At 63.6% G+C, this 15,254-nt stretch carries 16 protein-coding genes; 8 read left to right on the top strand and 8 right to left on the bottom strand.

The features are described 5' to 3' along the window. Positions 1 to 196: 196 nt before the first annotated feature. Positions 197 to 1,117, bottom strand: a complete 921-nt coding sequence (gene ppk2, locus CK220_RS31085) for a polyphosphate kinase 2 (protein ID WP_095815160.1) — start codon at positions 1,115 to 1,117, stop codon at positions 197 to 199. 263 nt (positions 1,118 to 1,380) lie between these two features. Between ppk2 and CK220_RS31080 the strand changes: the two genes are divergently transcribed. Then, a complete protein-coding gene (locus CK220_RS31080) occupies positions 1,381 to 2,424 on the top strand; it encodes an aldo/keto reductase (RefSeq protein ID WP_095815157.1) in 1,044 nt (347 codons plus the stop codon). Positions 2,425 to 2,460: 36 nt separating this feature from the next. Here CK220_RS31080 and CK220_RS31075 read toward each other — a convergent pair whose 3' ends face one another. Beyond that, positions 2,461 to 3,432 (bottom strand): glycosyl transferase family 90, encoded by a 972-nt coding sequence (locus CK220_RS31075; protein WP_095815156.1) that lies wholly within the window; start codon positions 3,430 to 3,432, stop codon positions 2,461 to 2,463. A gap of 116 nt (positions 3,433 to 3,548) precedes the next feature. Next, positions 3,549 to 4,214 carry a GntR family transcriptional regulator gene (locus tag CK220_RS31070; RefSeq protein WP_095815159.1) on the bottom strand — a complete coding sequence of 222 codons (666 nt, stop codon included), beginning with the start codon at positions 4,212 to 4,214 and terminating at the stop codon, positions 3,549 to 3,551. Positions 4,215 to 4,332: 118 nt separating this feature from the next. On the opposite strand from CK220_RS31070, the gene CK220_RS31065 reads away from it, so the two are divergent. Both CK220_RS31065 and CK220_RS31060 read left to right on the top strand, forming a co-directional pair. Then, entirely contained in the window at positions 4,333 to 5,577 is a 1,245-nt protein-coding gene (locus tag CK220_RS31065) for a multidrug efflux MFS transporter (protein ID WP_095815155.1), read from the top strand. A gap of 33 nt (positions 5,578 to 5,610) precedes the next feature. Then, positions 5,611 to 5,985 carry a DUF423 domain-containing protein gene (locus CK220_RS31060; RefSeq protein WP_095815154.1) on the top strand — a complete coding sequence of 125 codons (375 nt, stop codon included), beginning with the start codon at positions 5,611 to 5,613 and terminating at the stop codon, positions 5,983 to 5,985. A gap of 44 nt (positions 5,986 to 6,029) precedes the next feature. Here the strand turns inward: CK220_RS31060 and CK220_RS32230 are convergent, their stop codons facing one another. Further along, positions 6,030 to 6,167 (bottom strand): hypothetical protein, encoded by a 138-nt coding sequence (locus CK220_RS32230; RefSeq protein WP_095815153.1) that lies wholly within the window; start codon positions 6,165 to 6,167, stop codon positions 6,030 to 6,032. Between the two features lie 58 nt (positions 6,168 to 6,225). After that, positions 6,226 to 6,369, bottom strand: a complete 144-nt coding sequence (locus CK220_RS32225) for a hypothetical protein (RefSeq protein WP_095815152.1) — start codon at positions 6,367 to 6,369, stop codon at positions 6,226 to 6,228. Between the two features lie 176 nt (positions 6,370 to 6,545). Between CK220_RS32225 and CK220_RS31045 the strand changes: the two genes are divergently transcribed. Beyond that, positions 6,546 to 7,625 (top strand): substrate-binding domain-containing protein, encoded by a 1,080-nt coding sequence (locus tag CK220_RS31045; protein ID WP_095815151.1) that lies wholly within the window; start codon positions 6,546 to 6,548, stop codon positions 7,623 to 7,625. 11 nt (positions 7,626 to 7,636) lie between these two features. Here CK220_RS31045 and opgC read toward each other — a convergent pair whose 3' ends face one another. Next, positions 7,637 to 8,839: an OpgC domain-containing protein gene (gene opgC, locus CK220_RS31040; RefSeq protein ID WP_245429478.1), complete on the bottom strand. Its 1,203-nt coding sequence runs from the start codon at positions 8,837 to 8,839 to the stop codon at positions 7,637 to 7,639. Between the two features lie 251 nt (positions 8,840 to 9,090). On the opposite strand from opgC, the gene CK220_RS31035 reads away from it, so the two are divergent. Then, positions 9,091 to 9,753 carry an alpha/beta hydrolase gene (locus CK220_RS31035; RefSeq protein WP_095815149.1) on the top strand — a complete coding sequence of 221 codons (663 nt, stop codon included), beginning with the start codon at positions 9,091 to 9,093 and terminating at the stop codon, positions 9,751 to 9,753. Positions 9,754 to 9,776: 23 nt separating this feature from the next. Here CK220_RS31035 and sthA read toward each other — a convergent pair whose 3' ends face one another. Next, positions 9,777 to 11,165: a Si-specific NAD(P)(+) transhydrogenase gene (sthA, locus tag CK220_RS31030; RefSeq protein WP_095815158.1), complete on the bottom strand. Its 1,389-nt coding sequence runs from the start codon at positions 11,163 to 11,165 to the stop codon at positions 9,777 to 9,779. Between the two features lie 191 nt (positions 11,166 to 11,356). On the opposite strand from sthA, the gene CK220_RS31025 reads away from it, so the two are divergent. The 3 genes from CK220_RS31025 to CK220_RS31015 all read left to right on the top strand — a co-directional run bounded on the left by CK220_RS31025 (position 11,357) and on the right by CK220_RS31015 (position 13,745). Continuing rightward, the gene (locus CK220_RS31025; protein ID WP_095815148.1) at positions 11,357 to 11,827 is read left to right on the top strand and encodes an RDD family protein; all 471 of its coding nucleotides are present in this window, start codon (positions 11,357 to 11,359) and stop codon (positions 11,825 to 11,827) included. Positions 11,828 to 11,966: 139 nt separating this feature from the next. After that, positions 11,967 to 12,731, top strand: a complete 765-nt coding sequence (locus CK220_RS31020; RefSeq protein ID WP_095815147.1) for an arginyltransferase — start codon at positions 11,967 to 11,969, stop codon at positions 12,729 to 12,731. 117 nt (positions 12,732 to 12,848) lie between these two features. Then, positions 12,849 to 13,745 carry a DMT family transporter gene (locus tag CK220_RS31015; protein WP_095815146.1) on the top strand — a complete coding sequence of 299 codons (897 nt, stop codon included), beginning with the start codon at positions 12,849 to 12,851 and terminating at the stop codon, positions 13,743 to 13,745. On the opposite strand, the gene CK220_RS31010 is transcribed toward CK220_RS31015, so the two are convergent. Next, positions 13,733 to 14,932 carry an AI-2E family transporter gene (locus CK220_RS31010; RefSeq protein WP_095815145.1) on the bottom strand — a complete coding sequence of 400 codons (1,200 nt, stop codon included), beginning with the start codon at positions 14,930 to 14,932 and terminating at the stop codon, positions 13,733 to 13,735. The two genes, CK220_RS31015 and CK220_RS31010, sit on opposite strands and share 13 nt — an antisense overlap. Between the last annotated feature and the right edge of the window lie 322 nt (positions 14,933 to 15,254).

Here is a 15,254-nt window from a genome sequence, read left to right as displayed (position 1 = left end):
ATCCTCGATGGCCTCACCGCAACCGAATGCACCAACTACTTCGAAAACGCCGGATACTGTTCAACCTAAAATCATCCAGCTCTAGCAGCAAGCTATGAACGGCGAACTGGCGCGCGACCGCCAACGTCGGCGCCGCCCCTCATCCGCCCTTCGGGCACCTTCTCCCCGTGAAACGGGGAGAAGGGAAAGAGGTGCCTCAATACTTTGCCGGCACATAAAGCTCGCGCGGCAGCACCTGGCGCTCGTAGGCCGGGTTGAAGACGCGTTCCGGCAGCGTGATCTCCTCATGCGGCACGTCTTCGTAGGGCATTTGCTGCAGCAGGTGATCGATGCAGTTCAGCCGGGCCCGCTTCTTGTCGTTGCCTTCGACAATGAACCAGGGCGCTTCCTTAATGTTGGTACGGGCGAAGGTCTCTTCCTTGGCCTTGGTGTATTGCTCCCAGCGCACGCGCGACTGCAGGTCCATCGGCGACAGCTTCCACTGCTTCATCGGATCGTGGACACGCATCAAAAAGCGCATCTGCTGCTCCTCGTCGGTGATCGAGAACCAGTATTTCACCAGCGTGATGCCGGAGCGCACCAGCATACGTTCGAATTCCGGCACGTCGCGGAAAAACTCTTCGACCTGATCCGCATTGGCAAATCCCATCACCCGCTCCACGCCCGATCGGTTGTACCAGGAGCGGTCGAACAGCACGATCTCGCCGCCGGCGGGGAGATGCGGCACGTAGCGTTGGAAATACCATTGCGATTTTTCGCGCTCGGTCGGCGCCGGCAGCGCGACGACGCGGCAGATGCGCGGGTTGAGGCGCTGGGTGATGCGCTTGATAACGCCGCCCTTGCCGGCCGAGTCGCGGCCCTCGAAGATCACCACCAGCTTCTTCTTGTGGTAGGCAACCCAGGACTGCAGCTTGATGAGCTCCGACTGCAGCCGCAGCAGCTCGCGGAAATAGGTTATGCGCTCGATGGAGGGCGGATGCGACTTCTTATAGATCCTGGCGATCTCGAGCGAGAGCGCGGGTTCGGAAATCTCCAGCTCGTAGTCCTCGTCGAGCGTGTCCTCGAGCTCGGCTTCCAGCCAGTCCTTGGCTCCGGAATTCGTCTTCACTTCGTTCATCGCACAGCTCCTGCCCGTCAGCGACTTTCGCCTCGGATGCGCTCCGGCCACGGCCGGAAACACAACTCGGTAAGCCGACTGAGATACAGACGCGAAATGACGGTTTTATTGCGAGCAGGAGCCGGCAACCCTGGACCAGCCGATATGTGATCGGCCCGTATCGATGGCGGGCGACAAGCCGCCCGAATTGTCCTACAAATACCCTCGCCTCTTTCCGGCGCCCGCGACGGCGCGCCTCTTCAAACAAATGGCGAGGACCTGACATGGAATACCGCACGCTTGGCCGTTCCGGCCTGAAGATTTCGACATTGACCCTCGGTACGATGACCTTCGGCGGCACAGGCCCGTTCGCCGCCGTCGGCAATTCCGATCTTTCGGAGGCGAGCCGCATCATCGATACCTGCATCGATGCCGGCATCAATCTCATCGACACCGCCAACGTCTATTCGAACGGCCTGTCGGAGGAGATCGTCGGCGAGGCGCTCGGCGGCAAGCGCAAAAACGATGTGCTCATCGCCTCCAAGGCACGCATGCGGATCGGAAACGGCCCCAACGACGAAGGCTTGTCGCGCCATCACCTGATCCGGGAATGCGAGAGGAGCCTGAAGCGGCTCAAGACCGACGTCATCGACATCTATTTCCTGCATGAGTGGGACGGCGTCACGCCGCTGGAGGAAACAATCGCCGCGCTCGACACTTTGGTCAGCCAGGGCAAGGTCCGTTATGTCGGCTGCTCCAATTACTCGGGCTGGCAGGTGATGAAGGCGCTCTCGATCAGCGACAGCCATCATCAGCCGCGCTTCATCACGCAGCAGATCCACTACACGCTGGAAGCGCGCGAGGCGGAGTACGAGTTGCTGCCGATCTCGGTCGACCAGGGTCTTGGCGTGCTGGTGTGGAGCCCGCTGGCCGGCGGCTTGCTGTCGGGCAAATACCGCCGCGACAGCCCGACGGCCCGCCAGCTTGGCGGCTGGTCCGAACCGCCAATCCGCGACGAGGACAGATTGTGGCGGATCGCCGACGTTCTGGCCGAGATCGGCAAGGCGCGCGGCGTTTCGGCGGCACAGGTGGCGCTTGCCTGGCTGCTCGGCCGCGCGGCCGTTTCTTCGCTGGTGATCGGCGCCCGCAACGAAGCCCAGCTCAAGGACAACCTTGCCGCGGCCAGCCTGACGCTGTCCCTGGACGAGCGCCTGCGCCTCGACGCCGTCAGCCGGCCGCCGGTGCTTTATCCCTACTGGCACCAGCAGCTCACCGCCAAGAACCGGTTCGGCCCGGCCGATCTGGTGCTTGACCGCAGCGATATCTGAGAGTTCGCGCCGTGCCCCGCCCCGAAAACGCGGAGGTCAGCCGGCGATAAAACGCCAGACTTCCGGGTCGGGTTCGATCTGGCCGCTGAGCACGAAATATTTGTAGAGGACGAGCAGCGAGACCGCCCGCTCGTCCTTTTCGTTGCTGAACCGGCGGCAATAGGCGTTGGCCGCCGTTATGATGCGTTGGGCTTCCGCCGGATGCTTTTCGAAATAGGCAATCTTGTCGGCAACGTCCGAAAAATCCGGCGCCAGGGGCACGTAGTGAACATCGGCCTCGAGCTCAGCCTCGGCGAACCAGGTTTCGTAGGTCGGAAGCGGCATCAGGCAGAGCGAATTCGAGCTCATGATCCACTTCAGGTTCGTCGCCACGTCGTTGCCTTCAAGCGAGACGATGTAGCGGAACTGCCGCTGCTGCGCGATCGTGAGATACGGCTTGCGATAGTCCTCCGGCGCGCTCGGCTTGGGCGAGCCGGCATCGCAAAGCGGCAGGTCGCGCACGGCATCGACGAACCGTTTGCGGATCGGATTGTTGAAATGACCGCGCCAGACCGCCATCGGGCGCTTGTCGGCGAAGGACAAATTGTCCTTTGGCATGTTGAAATGGCGGAACTTGTCGAGCTTCATGATCACGGCATTGCCGTTATCGTTGCGGATCGGCCGGTCCTTGACGATTGACGGCATCGCCGGCACGTCGACGACGTCGCCGAACTCGAGATCGATGAGCAGGTGGCGATCGAAGTAGCGGGCGAACTCCTTCAGGTCGTAATAGTACATGCTCCCGAACTTGGGTATTTGACCCGCGGGCACGGCCGCCGCGCTCGGCACGAAACTATGGTCGAGCCTGTTGTAGTAATTGACCCGTTCACGGACCGTTTTGCTGGAGAGCCGCGCCTGCTCAAGCCGACGCGCAAGCCGCTGGCGAAAGAGCGCCTGCGGCGCCACATCGCGCGTGATGTTGCGTATGAAATAGAATACCCGCGCTGCGGTGCGTAAGGGCGAGGCCATGCGTCCGTCGTTTCAATATGTCCGTCGCCTCCTACAGCATTGTGCCGAACATCTTGCAAGCCCGCCCAGGCTGACGAACTTGTTGATGCTCTAATATTCGACGACGGCTGCGAGGATCAGGCAGCGACGACGGCAAAGCCCCTGGCGCGCAGGCCGCGCCGGTCGTCACGCAGCGAAGTCAACAGGCGGTCGCGGCTGCCGGCGATGTGGGCCGAGAGCAGCCGCGCCGCCTGCGCGGCATCGCCCGTTCGCACGGCAGCCAGGATGGCGTGGTGCTCGGCCCAGGCGCGGCCGAGCGCCGCCTGGTCGCGCACTTCCAGCCAACGCGCGCGGGAGAGCCTGGTCATTGCATCGCGGACTCCCCTAAGCAGGAATTCATTGCCGGAAAGCCTGGCCAGCTCGATGTGAAAATCCAGACCAACGCGGTGCCATTCCTCGCGCGGCGTATCGGCGTCGCAGGAATCAAGCATGGCCGCGATCACCTCGATCCCGCTGCGATCTTCCAACGCCGCCGTCAACCGCACCGCCGCGACCTCGACCGCCTCGCGGTAGACGGCGATCTGGCCGAGCTCGGCGAGATTGATCGGCGCCACCGTCCAGCCGCGGCCGTCGCGAGCGATCAGCCCTTCGGTCTCAAGGCGCAGCAGCGCCGCCCTGACCGGGGTGCGCGAGGCGCCGAAGCGGCTTTCGATCCAACGCTCGGTCAGCCGCTCGCCCGGGCCGATCTCGAGCCCGAGGATCATTTCGCGAAGCTGGCTTTCGACATTCTGCATTTGCGACATTGTCGTTCCGCTCTCCGGCGCCGCATTGACAGCGGCGGGGCTGAGGTTCATGACGGATACCGATCTGGTATCCCAAAATGGTATCCGGAACAATCCCTGATAACCAGGCAGGCATGACATGGCGGAAAACAGCATCGAGAGTGGCTACAATATCCATTGGCGACGCAATCTCGCCGTCTGCTTCGCCGGCTCGTTCAGCACGCTGATTGCCATGACGCTGCTGTTGCCGTTCCTGCCGCTTTATGTCGAACAGCTGGGTGCCGAAGGGCACGCGGCAATCGTGCAATGGTCGGGTGTTGCTTACGGCGCCACCTTCTTTGCCGCGGCGCTGGTCGCCCCTCTGTGGGGGCGGCTCGGCGACCGTTACGGCCGCAAGCTGATGCTGGTGCGCGCCTCGTTCGGCATGGCGATCTGCATGTCGCTGACCGGTATGGTCGAGAGCGTCTGGCAATTGGTGTTGCTGAGGCTCCTGATCGGCTTTGCCGGCGGCTACTCCTCGGGGTCGACGATATTGGTGGCGATGCAGACGCCAAAGGAACGCTCCGGCTGGGCGCTCGGTGTGCTGTCGGCCGGCATCACGGCCGGCTCGCTGGTCGGACCGCTGCTTGGTGGCATGCTGCCGCCGGTGATCGGCATCCGCGCCACCTTCCTGCTCTCCGGCGGCGTGATTTTCCTGGCTTTTCTGGCCACGACTTTCCTGATCAAGGAAAACCCGCCGGCTCGCAAACCTGTCTCGTCGGCAAAGCCGAAGAGCGGCTGGGCACAGATCCCCGACAAGCGCCCGGTCGTCGCGATGCTGACGACCGGCATGCTGCTCGCATTCGCCACCATGTCGATCGAGCCGATCATCACGGTCTATGTACAGCAGCTCATCGCCGACCAGAGCAAGGTAACGATGGTGGCCGGCGTGGTGATGTCGGCGACCGCGCTTGGAACCATCCTGTCCTCGTCTTGGCTGGGCAAGCTTGCCGATCGGGTCGGCCACTGGAACGTGGTCGTCGGCGCGCTCGCCGTTTCGGCGCTGCTGCTTGTCCCGCAAGCTTTCGTCACCGGCGGTTGGCAGCTGATCGGGTTGCGCTTCCTGATGGGGCTGGCGCTGGGCGGCCTCCTGCCCTGCATCACCAGCGTGATCCGCCACAATATTCCCGACGGCGTCGGCGGCAATGTGCTCGGATTAGCGATCTCGGCGCAATATGTCGGCCAGGTCGCGGGACCGCTCTCCGGAGGCTTCGTCGGTGGCCATTTCGGCATGCGGGCGGTGTTCTTGGGCACGTCGGTGCTGATGGCGCTGGGCGCGGTCTATAGCTGGGTTGTCCAGTCGCGGCGGGCGAGGCATATGCTGCTCGAAGCCGGCGAAACCTGAGCGGGCGAGCGAGCGAAGACGGAGCATCGAAAAATGAGTCTTGCCGGGCAACCATCAGACGGCGGCAGCCGCATCCTCGTGCTGGCAGGCGGCCTCGTCGGCGCGGCGGGCGTGGCGCTGTCGGCGGCGGCCGCGCATCGCGGCGGCGCCTTCACCGGCACGGCCGCATCCTTCCTGCTGATGCATGCGCCGGTCTTTCTCGCCATCGGCCTTGTCGGCGGCAACCGGTATCTCAGGATCGCAAGCCTGGCGCTGCTCGTCGGCCTGCTGCTGTTTTCGGGCGATCTTCTCGCCCGGGATTTCCTTGGTTCGCGGCTGTTTCCGATGTCGGCGCCAATCGGCGGCACTCTGCTTATCGCCGGCTGGCTGGCAATTGCGATCTCGGCGCTGTGGCGTCCACGGTCCTAGACCGGCCCCGCCACTGGTGAGGCTCGTCGGGAGATGCGCTGAGATTACCGACCTCCCGAACGCAGCCGCCGCTTGCGCGACGCCGGCTCCGCCGCACGCCGGCGTTCGGGCCGGTCGGTTGCCGGCGAGATGCCCCAGTAGTTGCGATAGATGTCCTCGAAAAGATGGCTGATCGGATGCATGACTGACTTCCTTCAAATTGAATCGATCCAACCGATCGATGCGAAAAAGACTGACTTCTCAGGCGCGCTTGCGCTCCACGATGAGGCGCGGTTGACGCTTCCATGGGCTTGTCTTGCCACGGCGCCGCTCACTCTGTTCGGCCGAAGCAATGCCCCAATCGTTACGGTAGACGTCCTCGAACAAAAAGTTGACCAGATGCATTGCATCCTCCTTCTCGAACCTTGCCCCAAACCGCCAAGGTGACTTGGATCGATTCAAATCATAAGCTCTGCATGACCGAAGTCAAGCACAAATTTGAATCGATCCAACAAAAATGCTAAGTGGACCGTCAGACATTCCGCGTCCATGTTCGATGCGACCGGATTCGGAGAACAGACATGGCATCACTTATCGAAGGCCAGGCACGCCCCATCCGGCTGGCGGATATTGCCAAAGCCGCGGGCGTCTCGCATGGCACGGCCTCCAATGTCTTCAGCCGCCCCGAGGTCGTCCGCGCCGAGGTGCGCGAGCGGGTCAAGGCGGTGGCGGAGGCGATGGGTTACGCCGGGCCTGATCCGAAAGGGCGCCTGCTGCGCGCCGGCAAGGTCAACGCCATCGGCGTCGGCACGACCGAGCCCCTTTCCTACTTCTTCGAGGATCCCTTTGCCCGCGTCATGATGGCGGGCATTTCCGAGGCCTGCGACGCCACCGGCGCCGGGATCGCATTGGTTTCGGCGGCCAACCAGGAAAAGCTCGCCTGGAACATCCAGAGCGCGCTTGTCGACGGTTTCATCCTGTTCTGCATCGAAGGCGGCTCGCGTCTCGTCGAACTGACGCGCGAACGCAGGCTGCCCTTCGTGGCGTTGGAGCTCGGCTTTCACGACGAGACGATTTCGGCGATTGGCGTCAACAACATCGCCGGCGGACGGCTCGCCGCGCGGCATCTTGCCGAACTCGGACATCGCCGTTTCGCCGTGCTGTCGCTGACCCTCGGCGAGGACCGCACCGGCTTCGTCACGCCCGAAATGGTCCGCTCGGCCGTCTACACGGGAACGCGCGATCGTCTGGCCGGCTATTTCGAGGAACTGTCCGGCTTCGGTGTCGACACGCAGAGCATCCCGGTCTTCGAGACCGAGAACGAGGAAAGGAGCACCACGGCCGGGCTCGAAGCGATCTTCGCCGGCGGCGAGCGGCCGACCGCCATACTGGCGATGTCGGACAGGATGGCCATGATCGCCATCGACTGGCTAACTGCGCGCGGTCTGAAAGTGCCGCAGGACGTTTCCATCGTCGGCTTCGACGGCGTGCCGGACGGCGCGCTCTGCGACCCGCCGCTGACCACGATCGCCCAGCCGATCACCGAGATCGGCCGGCGGGCCGCGCGCATGATCCTCGACTATGACGGCGCGGTGCGGCGCGAGACGATGGGCGTCGAGCTCGTCGTCAGGGCCTCAACAGGCCCTGCTCCCAGATCCTGAAACCAGACATCTCAGTACCCGCCGATCCGCGCCGGTATGGGCGGCGCACCGAACCCGGCGCGCGCCGGCTCCTCACGCGCCGGCTTGATGCGGGTCGGGCCGAGACCGGCGAGCCATTCGAGATACAGCGCCAGCGCGAACTGCATGGCGATGCCGGCAGCGATCAGCAGCGTGTCATAGGCGAGGCCGCCCGGATTGATCAGCTTCAGCACCTGGGCGGCCATGGCAATCAGCGTTCCGGCAACGAATACCGGCAGCGAGCGCTTGCCGAGGATCGCCAGTGGATTGTCGGGCTTGGCGCGGAAGAGGTTCGATACGGCCGGCAGGGCGACGACCAGATAGCTGACGGCCAGGATATGCAGCAGCCGCGGCAGCGACAAGAAGGTCTTGTCGAAGCCGCCGATCACCACCGGCAGATTGAACCAGGTGATCTGACCCCAGAGCGGGCTGTGCACCCAGATCGCCGCGCCGACCACATAGACGCCGGCAAAGCCCACCAGCCACCGGTTTATGGGGATGGTGCCGCCGCGTTTGACGTGCAGCATGGCGGCAAGGCCGATGTTGAACAGGAACTGCCAGGATAGCGGGTTCAAGAACCAGAGACCCGGCTCGGGATAGTTCGGCGGCGCGATCTGCCAGATGCCGGCGACCAGCCACAGCAGTCCGGACACGGTCAGTGCCGCCACGGGCCTGTAGTTGACGAACAGAACGAAGGCGGGCGCCGCCAGAAGCAGCGCCGCATAGACCGGCAAGATGTTGTTGTAGCCGAGCTGATGGCCGAGCGTGACGATGCCGAAGATCACCTCCGGCGTGTTCTTCATCAACGGCTCGATGTTGATCATCTTCAACAGCTCCGGCCGGTGCGCGAACACCGCCGTGGCGCAGAACAGGGCAATCACCAGCATGGTGATGACGATATGGGTGACGTAGAGCACGCCGGCGCGCCGCCACATCTTCAGGGTCGCCAGCAGCCTGCCGCCCGGCTTGAACTTGGTGCCATAGGCAAGCGCCACCGAGATGCCGGAGATCAAAACGAAGGCCTCGGCCGCATCGGAAAAGCCGAGGTTCTTGTAAGTCAGGTTTTCGAAGACGGTACCCGGCACGTGGTCGATGAAAATGGTGAGCAAGGCGAGCGCGCGCAGCACATCGATACGCGTATCGCGATCCTTGATACGCGTGTCGCGATCTTTGATACGCGTATCGCGTTCGTTCATGCGCGTGTCGACGGCACGCGTATCGCGTTGAGAAACGGGGATGGTCATCGACAAAAGGCCTCAGAGCTGGTGTTTCATGTCCAGCAATGCGACCCCCGACGCACCGCTTCGATTCCTCCCGTTCGGGAGTGTATCGGCGCAGAAACGGTCCGAAATGCGCCGGGTTCAATCAACTTTCGCGGAGCTTGAAAACATTCCGTTTTGAAGCCGGCAAATCAGCGAAACCACCGTAGAATCAAAAGGATGTGATCATGTCCGAACATGTCAGCAAAAACAGCGAGCTGCAGCATGATCTGCCTTTTTCCTATTGTCTGATCAGGCCGGCAAATGCGAGCGGCGAATGCCTGTTCGTGCTGCATGGATCGGGCGTGGACGAAACGATACTTTTGCCGCTGGCGAGGCAGATCGCGCCGCGCGCGGTGCTTGTCGCAGCGCGCGGCCGCATCCGCCAGGAGGACGGTTTTCGCTGGTTCGAACGAATCACGCCGACCAGCTTCGAGCAGTCGAGCATCCGCGCGGAGACGGCCGCTTTCGCCCAATTCGCAGTGGAAGCCGCGCGGCACCACGAGCTTGATCTCACTCGCGCGACCTTCCTGGGTTATTCAAACGGCGCCAATCTCGTTTCCACGCTCATGCTGCTCCATCCGGGCCTGGTCAGGCAGGCGGCGCTGCTCAGGGCGATGCCGGTGCTCGAGGATGCGCCGGCGACCGACCTTGCCGGAATGCGGGTGCTGATCATCGCCGGCGCGGCCGACCAGACCTACGGCCCGTTCGCGCCGGCCCTGGTGACGCTCTTCAGCCAGCGCCGTGCCGAGGTCGATGCGCGCATCGTCGCCTCCGGCCACGAGTTCGGCGACGCGGATGCCGCGATCGCCCGGCAGTGGCTTGTCACCCCTGCGACGCCGGCCGCCTGACGAGATAGCCGCTTCAGCCGAGGCTAGCCCTGCCCCATCCGGTTCCAGGCATCCAACCCGGCGATCTTGTAGGCTTCGGCCAGCGTCGGATAGTTGAAGGTATTGTTGACGAAGAAGTCGACCGTGCCGCCGAGATTGATCACCGCCTGGCCGATATGGGTGAGCTCGGTCGCGCCCTCCCCGACGATATGGGCGCCGAGCAGGCGGCGCGTGTCGACCGAGAATAGGAGCTTCAGGAAACCTGAGTTGACGCCCATGATGTGGCCGCGCGAGGTTTCCCGGAAGCGCGCGACGCCGACCTCGTAGGCGATCCCGCTCTCGCGCACCTGCTCCTCGGACTGGCCGACGGTGGAGATTTCCGGCACGGCGTAGATGCCGTAAGGAAAAGTTTCCGGCGGCGGCGGCAGCGCCACGCCGAAGGCATGGCAGGCGGCCACCCTGCCCTGCTCCATCGAGGTCGAGGCCAGACTCGGAAAGCCGATGACGTCGCCGGTGGCATAGATATTGGGCACGCTGGTCTGAAATGTCTGAGGATCGACCTTGATGCGGCCGCGGCTGTCGGCCTCGATGCCGACCACGTCGAGGCCGAGGTTGCCAAGATTGCCGCTGCGGCCGGCAGCGTAAAGCACGATTTCGGAGCGGATTGTGCGGCCGTCGGCAAGGGTCACTTCGGCATGGTCGGGCTTAGAGGCGATTTCTTTCACCGTGCTGCCGAGGCGAATGGTCATGCCGCGGTCGCGCATCTGATGGATGAAGTCGTCGACGATTTCGCGATCGACGAAATCGAGGATGGTGTTGCGCGGCTCGACCAGCGTCACCGGCACGTCGAGCGCCGAAAAGATGGTCGCGTATTCGACGCCGATGACGCCGGCTCCGATGACCGTCAGCGTGCGCGGCAACCGGTCGAGTTCCAGCATCTCGTCGCTGTCGAAGATGCGTGTCTTGTCGAACGGCACGTCGCGCGGACGATGCGGCCGGGTGCCGACGGCGATCAGCGCATTGGCGAAACCGATCTCGCTGTAGTCGCCGTTGTCAGTGGTCAGGCTGACCTTGTTGGCGCCGATGAACTTGGCCGTGGCACGTGCGCTTTTGACCGCGTTGCGCATGAACTGATGCTGCAGCACCTCGACTTCGTGATCGAGCGTCTTGTGCAGGCGCTCGACGAGGTCGCTCACCGAAATATCCTGCTTGACCCGATAGCCGCGCCCGTAAAAGCCGCGCTCGCGCCAGCCGGAGAGGTTGAGCACGGTCTCGCGCAGCGTCTTGGACGGGATGGTGCCGGTGTGCACGGAGACGCCGCCGAGACGCCGGCCCCTATCGACCACCAGCACTGATTTGCCGAGCTTGGCCGACTGCACCGCGGCGCGGCGCCCGGAGGGGCCGCTGCCGATTACCAGCATGTCGTAGTCCATATTCCCCATCCCCTCGGCGTCTTGTTGCGCCGCAGCAGGCTAACGCGATCGGTGCCATGAATTCAATCGCCGCAGCGGCGCTCGCCACAGCTTGCCCGCGCAGGCGTCACGAGCACTCCATCTTGATTCCGCCACCAGCTTTCACCATCTCAGATGCGAGCGGCCGAGATCCGGCCTTATGAGGGCATGACATGAACACGCGCGTGCTTGACGGCGAGATCATCACCACAAGGTTCGAGGACACGCGAGCCTATCGCGGCGTGCGCACCAGGCGCATCTTCGCCTTCATCTTCGACTATTTCTTCGTAGCGCTGCTCACCATCCCGTTCGCCATATTGGTCGCCCTCCTCGGGCTTTTGACCTTCGGCCTGGGCTGGGCGCTGTTCTCCGTCCTGGTTCCGGCGGTTGCCATCCTCTACATCTGGAACACGCTGGGCAGCCGCGACCAGGCCACGACCGGCATGAAGATCATGGGCATCCGGCTTGCGAGGCTCGACGGCACGCGCATCGACGGCTTGACCGCGGTCGTGCATTCCGTGCTGTTCTGGGCCGGCAACGTCATCCTGACGCCGCTGGTGCTGCTGGTCACGCTGTTTTCCGATCGCAAGCGCACGCTGCACGACCTGCTTCTCGGCACGGTCGTCACCCGCACCGATAGCTGACGTTATGTGCGGCCGCCCTCGCCGCGCCGGTTTGCGAGAATATGAACAGCTTGGGCCGGCCGCGACAGCACAATCCTGTTGAATTTTTCGCCGGCCGGGCCAAAGGTAGGGCGATTCGCAGGAGCGTGTCCAAGAATCGATGACGCAGCATCCGACCCAGTCGCCGCAGTTCTTCCTAACCGCGCCGTCGCCGTGCCCCTATCTGGAGGGCCAGTTCGAGCGCAAGGTGTTCACGCACCTTGTCGGGGACAAGGCCCCCGAGATGAACGATCTCCTCACTCAAGGCGGCTTCCGGCGTTCCCAGAACATCGCCTACCGGCCGGCCTGTGAGTCCTGCCGCGCCTGCGTGTCGGTGCGCATCCTGGCGCAGGAGTTCACCGCCAGCCGCAACATGCGCCGCGTCACCCAACGCAATGCCGACCTCATCGGCGCCATGCACGACGCGCAGCCTTCCACCGAGCAATATTCGCTGTTTCGCGCCTATCTCGACGCGCGCCATCGCCGCGGCGGGATGTCCGACATGACGGTGCTCGACTATGCGATGATGGTGGAGGACACGCATGTCGACACCAAGATCATCGAATACCGGCGACGCGGCCCGGACACCTTCATCACCGGCAAGGGTCAGGGTGAATTGATCGCCGTAGCGCTGACCGACAAAATGGCCGACGGCCTGTCGATGGTCTATTCCTACTTCAATCCCGATTTCGAAGACCGCTCGCTCGGCACCTTCATGATCCTCGATCACATCGCCCGCGCCAAGGCGATGGGACTGCCCCACGTCTATCTCGGCTACTGGGTCAACGGCTCACGCAAGATGAGCTATAAGATGCGTTTCATGCCGCAGGAGCATCTCGGCCCCAAAGGCTGGGAACGCTACGACCACGAAGCGGTCATTCGCTGACCTTTTTTCCAAAGCCCGATCTTAAACTGTTTCAAGGGCAGGACGCTTGTGTTTCCGCCACTCGCTGGAAGAGTGCGCCATCGAGCCAGCCGCCGCCTGCAAATCATTGCGAGACCCATGTCTTCCCACCACGACCATCAGAAAGGCCTGCTGATCACCGCCATCGGCGGCCTTGTGCTGACCTTCGACATTCCCCTGATCCGGCTCGCGGATGGTAGCCCATGGACCATCATGGCGCTGCGGACCGGGACGACGCTTGTCGCCACGCTGTTGATTTGGGCCGTCTGGCGCGTGCTGCGCGGCAACGTGCCGAAGCTCATCCCCGGCTGGTCGGGTCTGGCGGCGGCGATATGCTACGGCCTGACGTCGATCACCTTCGTCACCGCCGTCTATCATACCTCGACCGCCGACCTCGTCTTCATCCTGGCCTTCAACACCGTCTTCGCGGCGCTGCTCTCCTGGCTGTTCCTCAGGGAACGACCGCGGCTGGGGACCGTGATCGCAATGCTGGCGATGATCGTCGGCGTGCTGATCATCGTCGGCGGTTCGGTCGGCACCGGAAAACTGTTCGGCGATTTCATGGCGCTCTGCTCGGCCTTCTTCGTCGCACTCGCCATCACCATCTCGCGCGCCAGTGGCAAGGACATGGGCTTCACCGCTTTGATCGGCGTCGTCTTTCCGCTGGCGCTCGCCGCATTCATGGTCTCGGGTAAAGGGCTGCACGTCAACGCGCCGTGGTGGATCATCTTCAACGGTGCCGTGATCATGCCGATCTCGTTCTTCTGTCTCGCCGCCGGCCCGAAATATATTTCAGGGCCTGAGGTGGCGATGTTCTACGTTCTGGAGACGGTGCTCGCGCCTGTCTGGGTCTGGCTGGTCTTTGCCGAGGCTCCAACACGAAACAGCCTGATCGGCGGCGCAATCCTGATCGTGGCGCTGGTAGCCCATTCGCTCTGGCAATTGCACGAAGGCCGCAGGCGCCGCGCGGGGCTCGCCGTCGCCTACCCGGCCTGAATTTTCCTGGTCTCTGGCGCCGTCTCGATCAGTGGCGGGCCCTTACCTTCTTCGGCCGGAGCTGGAAGCTCATCCATCATCTCGACCTCGCGCAGCCATTCGCGCCAGATGGCGACGAGCAGCGCCATCAGCACCGGGCCTATGAAGAGGCCGAGGAAGCCCATCGTCTTGACGCCGCCGATCAGGCCGAAAAAGGTCGGCAGGAAAGGCAGCTTGATCGGTCCGCCGACCAGTTTCGGGCGCAACGTCTTGTCGACGATGAAAAGCTCGACTGCGCCCCAGACGAACAGCGCGAGGCCCGCAAACAACTTGCCGCTGGCCGCGAGGTAGATCGACACCAGCGTGAAAGAGAGCGGCGCGCCGCCCGGGATCAGCGCCATGATGCCGGTGAGCGCCCCGAGCGTCACCGGCGACGGCACGCCGGCCAGCCAATAGGCGACGCCCAGCACCACGCCCTCGCCGATGGCGATGACGGTCATGCCGGTGACGGTCGATGAAATGGTGGCCGGCACGACGCGCGAGATCCGCTCCCAGCGGGTCGGCAGGATGCGCTCGCCGAGGCGGTCGACCTGCGCCGCGAAGCCCTCGCCGTCGCGATAGGCGAAGAACAGCGCGATCAGCATGAAAAGCAGCGTGAGCAGCAGGCCGAAGGCGCTGCCGCCGGCGGCCAGCGCGCCGCGATAGATGGTGCCGATGTTGGAGCCGCTCACCATCTGGATCAGTTCGCCGATGCCCCCGGGATGGCCGAGATTGGCCGTCCACTGCTGGTTCAGCCATTCGCCGATCACCGGCATTGTGGCGATCCATTGCGGCGTGGCGGAACCGTGGCGGTTGGTCTCGATCGCCCACACCACCCACTCGCGAAGCTCGTTGATGGCGTAAGTGCCGGCGAGCGCTATCGGCACCACCAGGAACGTCAGGATGAACAGGATCGCGAGGGTCGCGGCGATCGTGCGGTTGCCGCCGACCGCGGCGAGCAGCCGGCGGTAGAGCGGCCAGCTGGCGAAGGCGATGACGAGCGCCGCCAGCACCGGGAACAGGAAGCCGTGGAAGAAATAGACGCCGGCGGCGACGATCAGCACCAGGAGCCAGCGCGCCGCCGACAGCGGCGGGATGACGGCCGCCCTCAGTGGCGCCGACAGACCGAACAGTCGCTGCCCTGGTTTCTGGATCTCAGCCCGCTTCAACTGGGCGTTTCTCCCCTGCCAGCTCGATGGTTGTTTATGCACCATCATAGTGCAGCAATCGTGACGATAGTCCAAATGAATGGTTTCTCCCCCCTTGAGGAGGAGATGGCCGCAAAGCGGCCGAGGGGTCGCCGCGCATGGAGCGTCCACGCCTTTCGCCAACGGAGAAGGCTGGCGCTTCACGCGCGGCGACCCCGTCTGTCGCCTTCGGCGACACCTCCCCCTCAAGGGGGGAGATTTGGCGCTGTCCAGCCGATAGATGGGTAACACTTTGAACCGGATACATGGGTTACAGTTTTCCCCCTGAGTTGCTGTCCGCCGC

The organism is Mesorhizobium sp. WSM3860, from assembly GCF_002294995.1.
In the GTDB taxonomy this organism is placed as follows: Bacteria; Pseudomonadota; Alphaproteobacteria; order Rhizobiales; family Rhizobiaceae; genus Mesorhizobium.
The sequence above is the reverse complement of the archived record's forward strand: the minus strand, read 5'-3'. Positions and strand labels throughout refer to the sequence as shown.

Excerpts from the sequence above, each read along its gene's own strand:
- ppk2 (WP_095815160.1), bottom strand. The coding sequence starts at position 1,117 with ATGAACGAAGTGAAGACGAATTCCGGAGCCAAGGACTGGCTGGAAGCC.
- CK220_RS31080 (WP_095815157.1), top strand. The coding sequence starts at position 1,381 with ATGGAATACCGCACGCTTGGCCGTTCCGGCCTGAAGATTTCGACATTG.
- CK220_RS31075 (WP_095815156.1), bottom strand. The coding sequence starts at position 3,432 with ATGGCCTCGCCCTTACGCACCGCAGCGCGGGTATTCTATTTCATACGC.
- CK220_RS31070 (WP_095815159.1), bottom strand. The coding sequence starts at position 4,214 with ATGTCGCAAATGCAGAATGTCGAAAGCCAGCTTCGCGAAATGATCCTC.
- CK220_RS31065 (WP_095815155.1), top strand. The coding sequence starts at position 4,333 with ATGGCGGAAAACAGCATCGAGAGTGGCTACAATATCCATTGGCGACGC.
- CK220_RS31060 (WP_095815154.1), top strand. The coding sequence starts at position 5,611 with ATGAGTCTTGCCGGGCAACCATCAGACGGCGGCAGCCGCATCCTCGTG.
- CK220_RS32230 (WP_095815153.1), bottom strand. The coding sequence starts at position 6,167 with ATGCATCCGATCAGCCATCTTTTCGAGGACATCTATCGCAACTACTGG.
- CK220_RS32225 (WP_095815152.1), bottom strand. The coding sequence starts at position 6,369 with ATGCATCTGGTCAACTTTTTGTTCGAGGACGTCTACCGTAACGATTGG.
- CK220_RS31045 (WP_095815151.1), top strand. The coding sequence starts at position 6,546 with ATGGCATCACTTATCGAAGGCCAGGCACGCCCCATCCGGCTGGCGGAT.
- opgC (WP_245429478.1), bottom strand. The coding sequence starts at position 8,839 with ATGAACGAACGCGATACGCGTATCAAAGATCGCGACACGCGTATCAAG.
- CK220_RS31035 (WP_095815149.1), top strand. The coding sequence starts at position 9,091 with ATGTCCGAACATGTCAGCAAAAACAGCGAGCTGCAGCATGATCTGCCT.
- sthA (WP_095815158.1), bottom strand. The coding sequence starts at position 11,165 with ATGGACTACGACATGCTGGTAATCGGCAGCGGCCCCTCCGGGCGCCGC.
- CK220_RS31025 (WP_095815148.1), top strand. The coding sequence starts at position 11,357 with ATGAACACGCGCGTGCTTGACGGCGAGATCATCACCACAAGGTTCGAG.
- CK220_RS31020 (WP_095815147.1), top strand. The coding sequence starts at position 11,967 with ATGACGCAGCATCCGACCCAGTCGCCGCAGTTCTTCCTAACCGCGCCG.
- CK220_RS31015 (WP_095815146.1), top strand. The coding sequence starts at position 12,849 with ATGTCTTCCCACCACGACCATCAGAAAGGCCTGCTGATCACCGCCATC.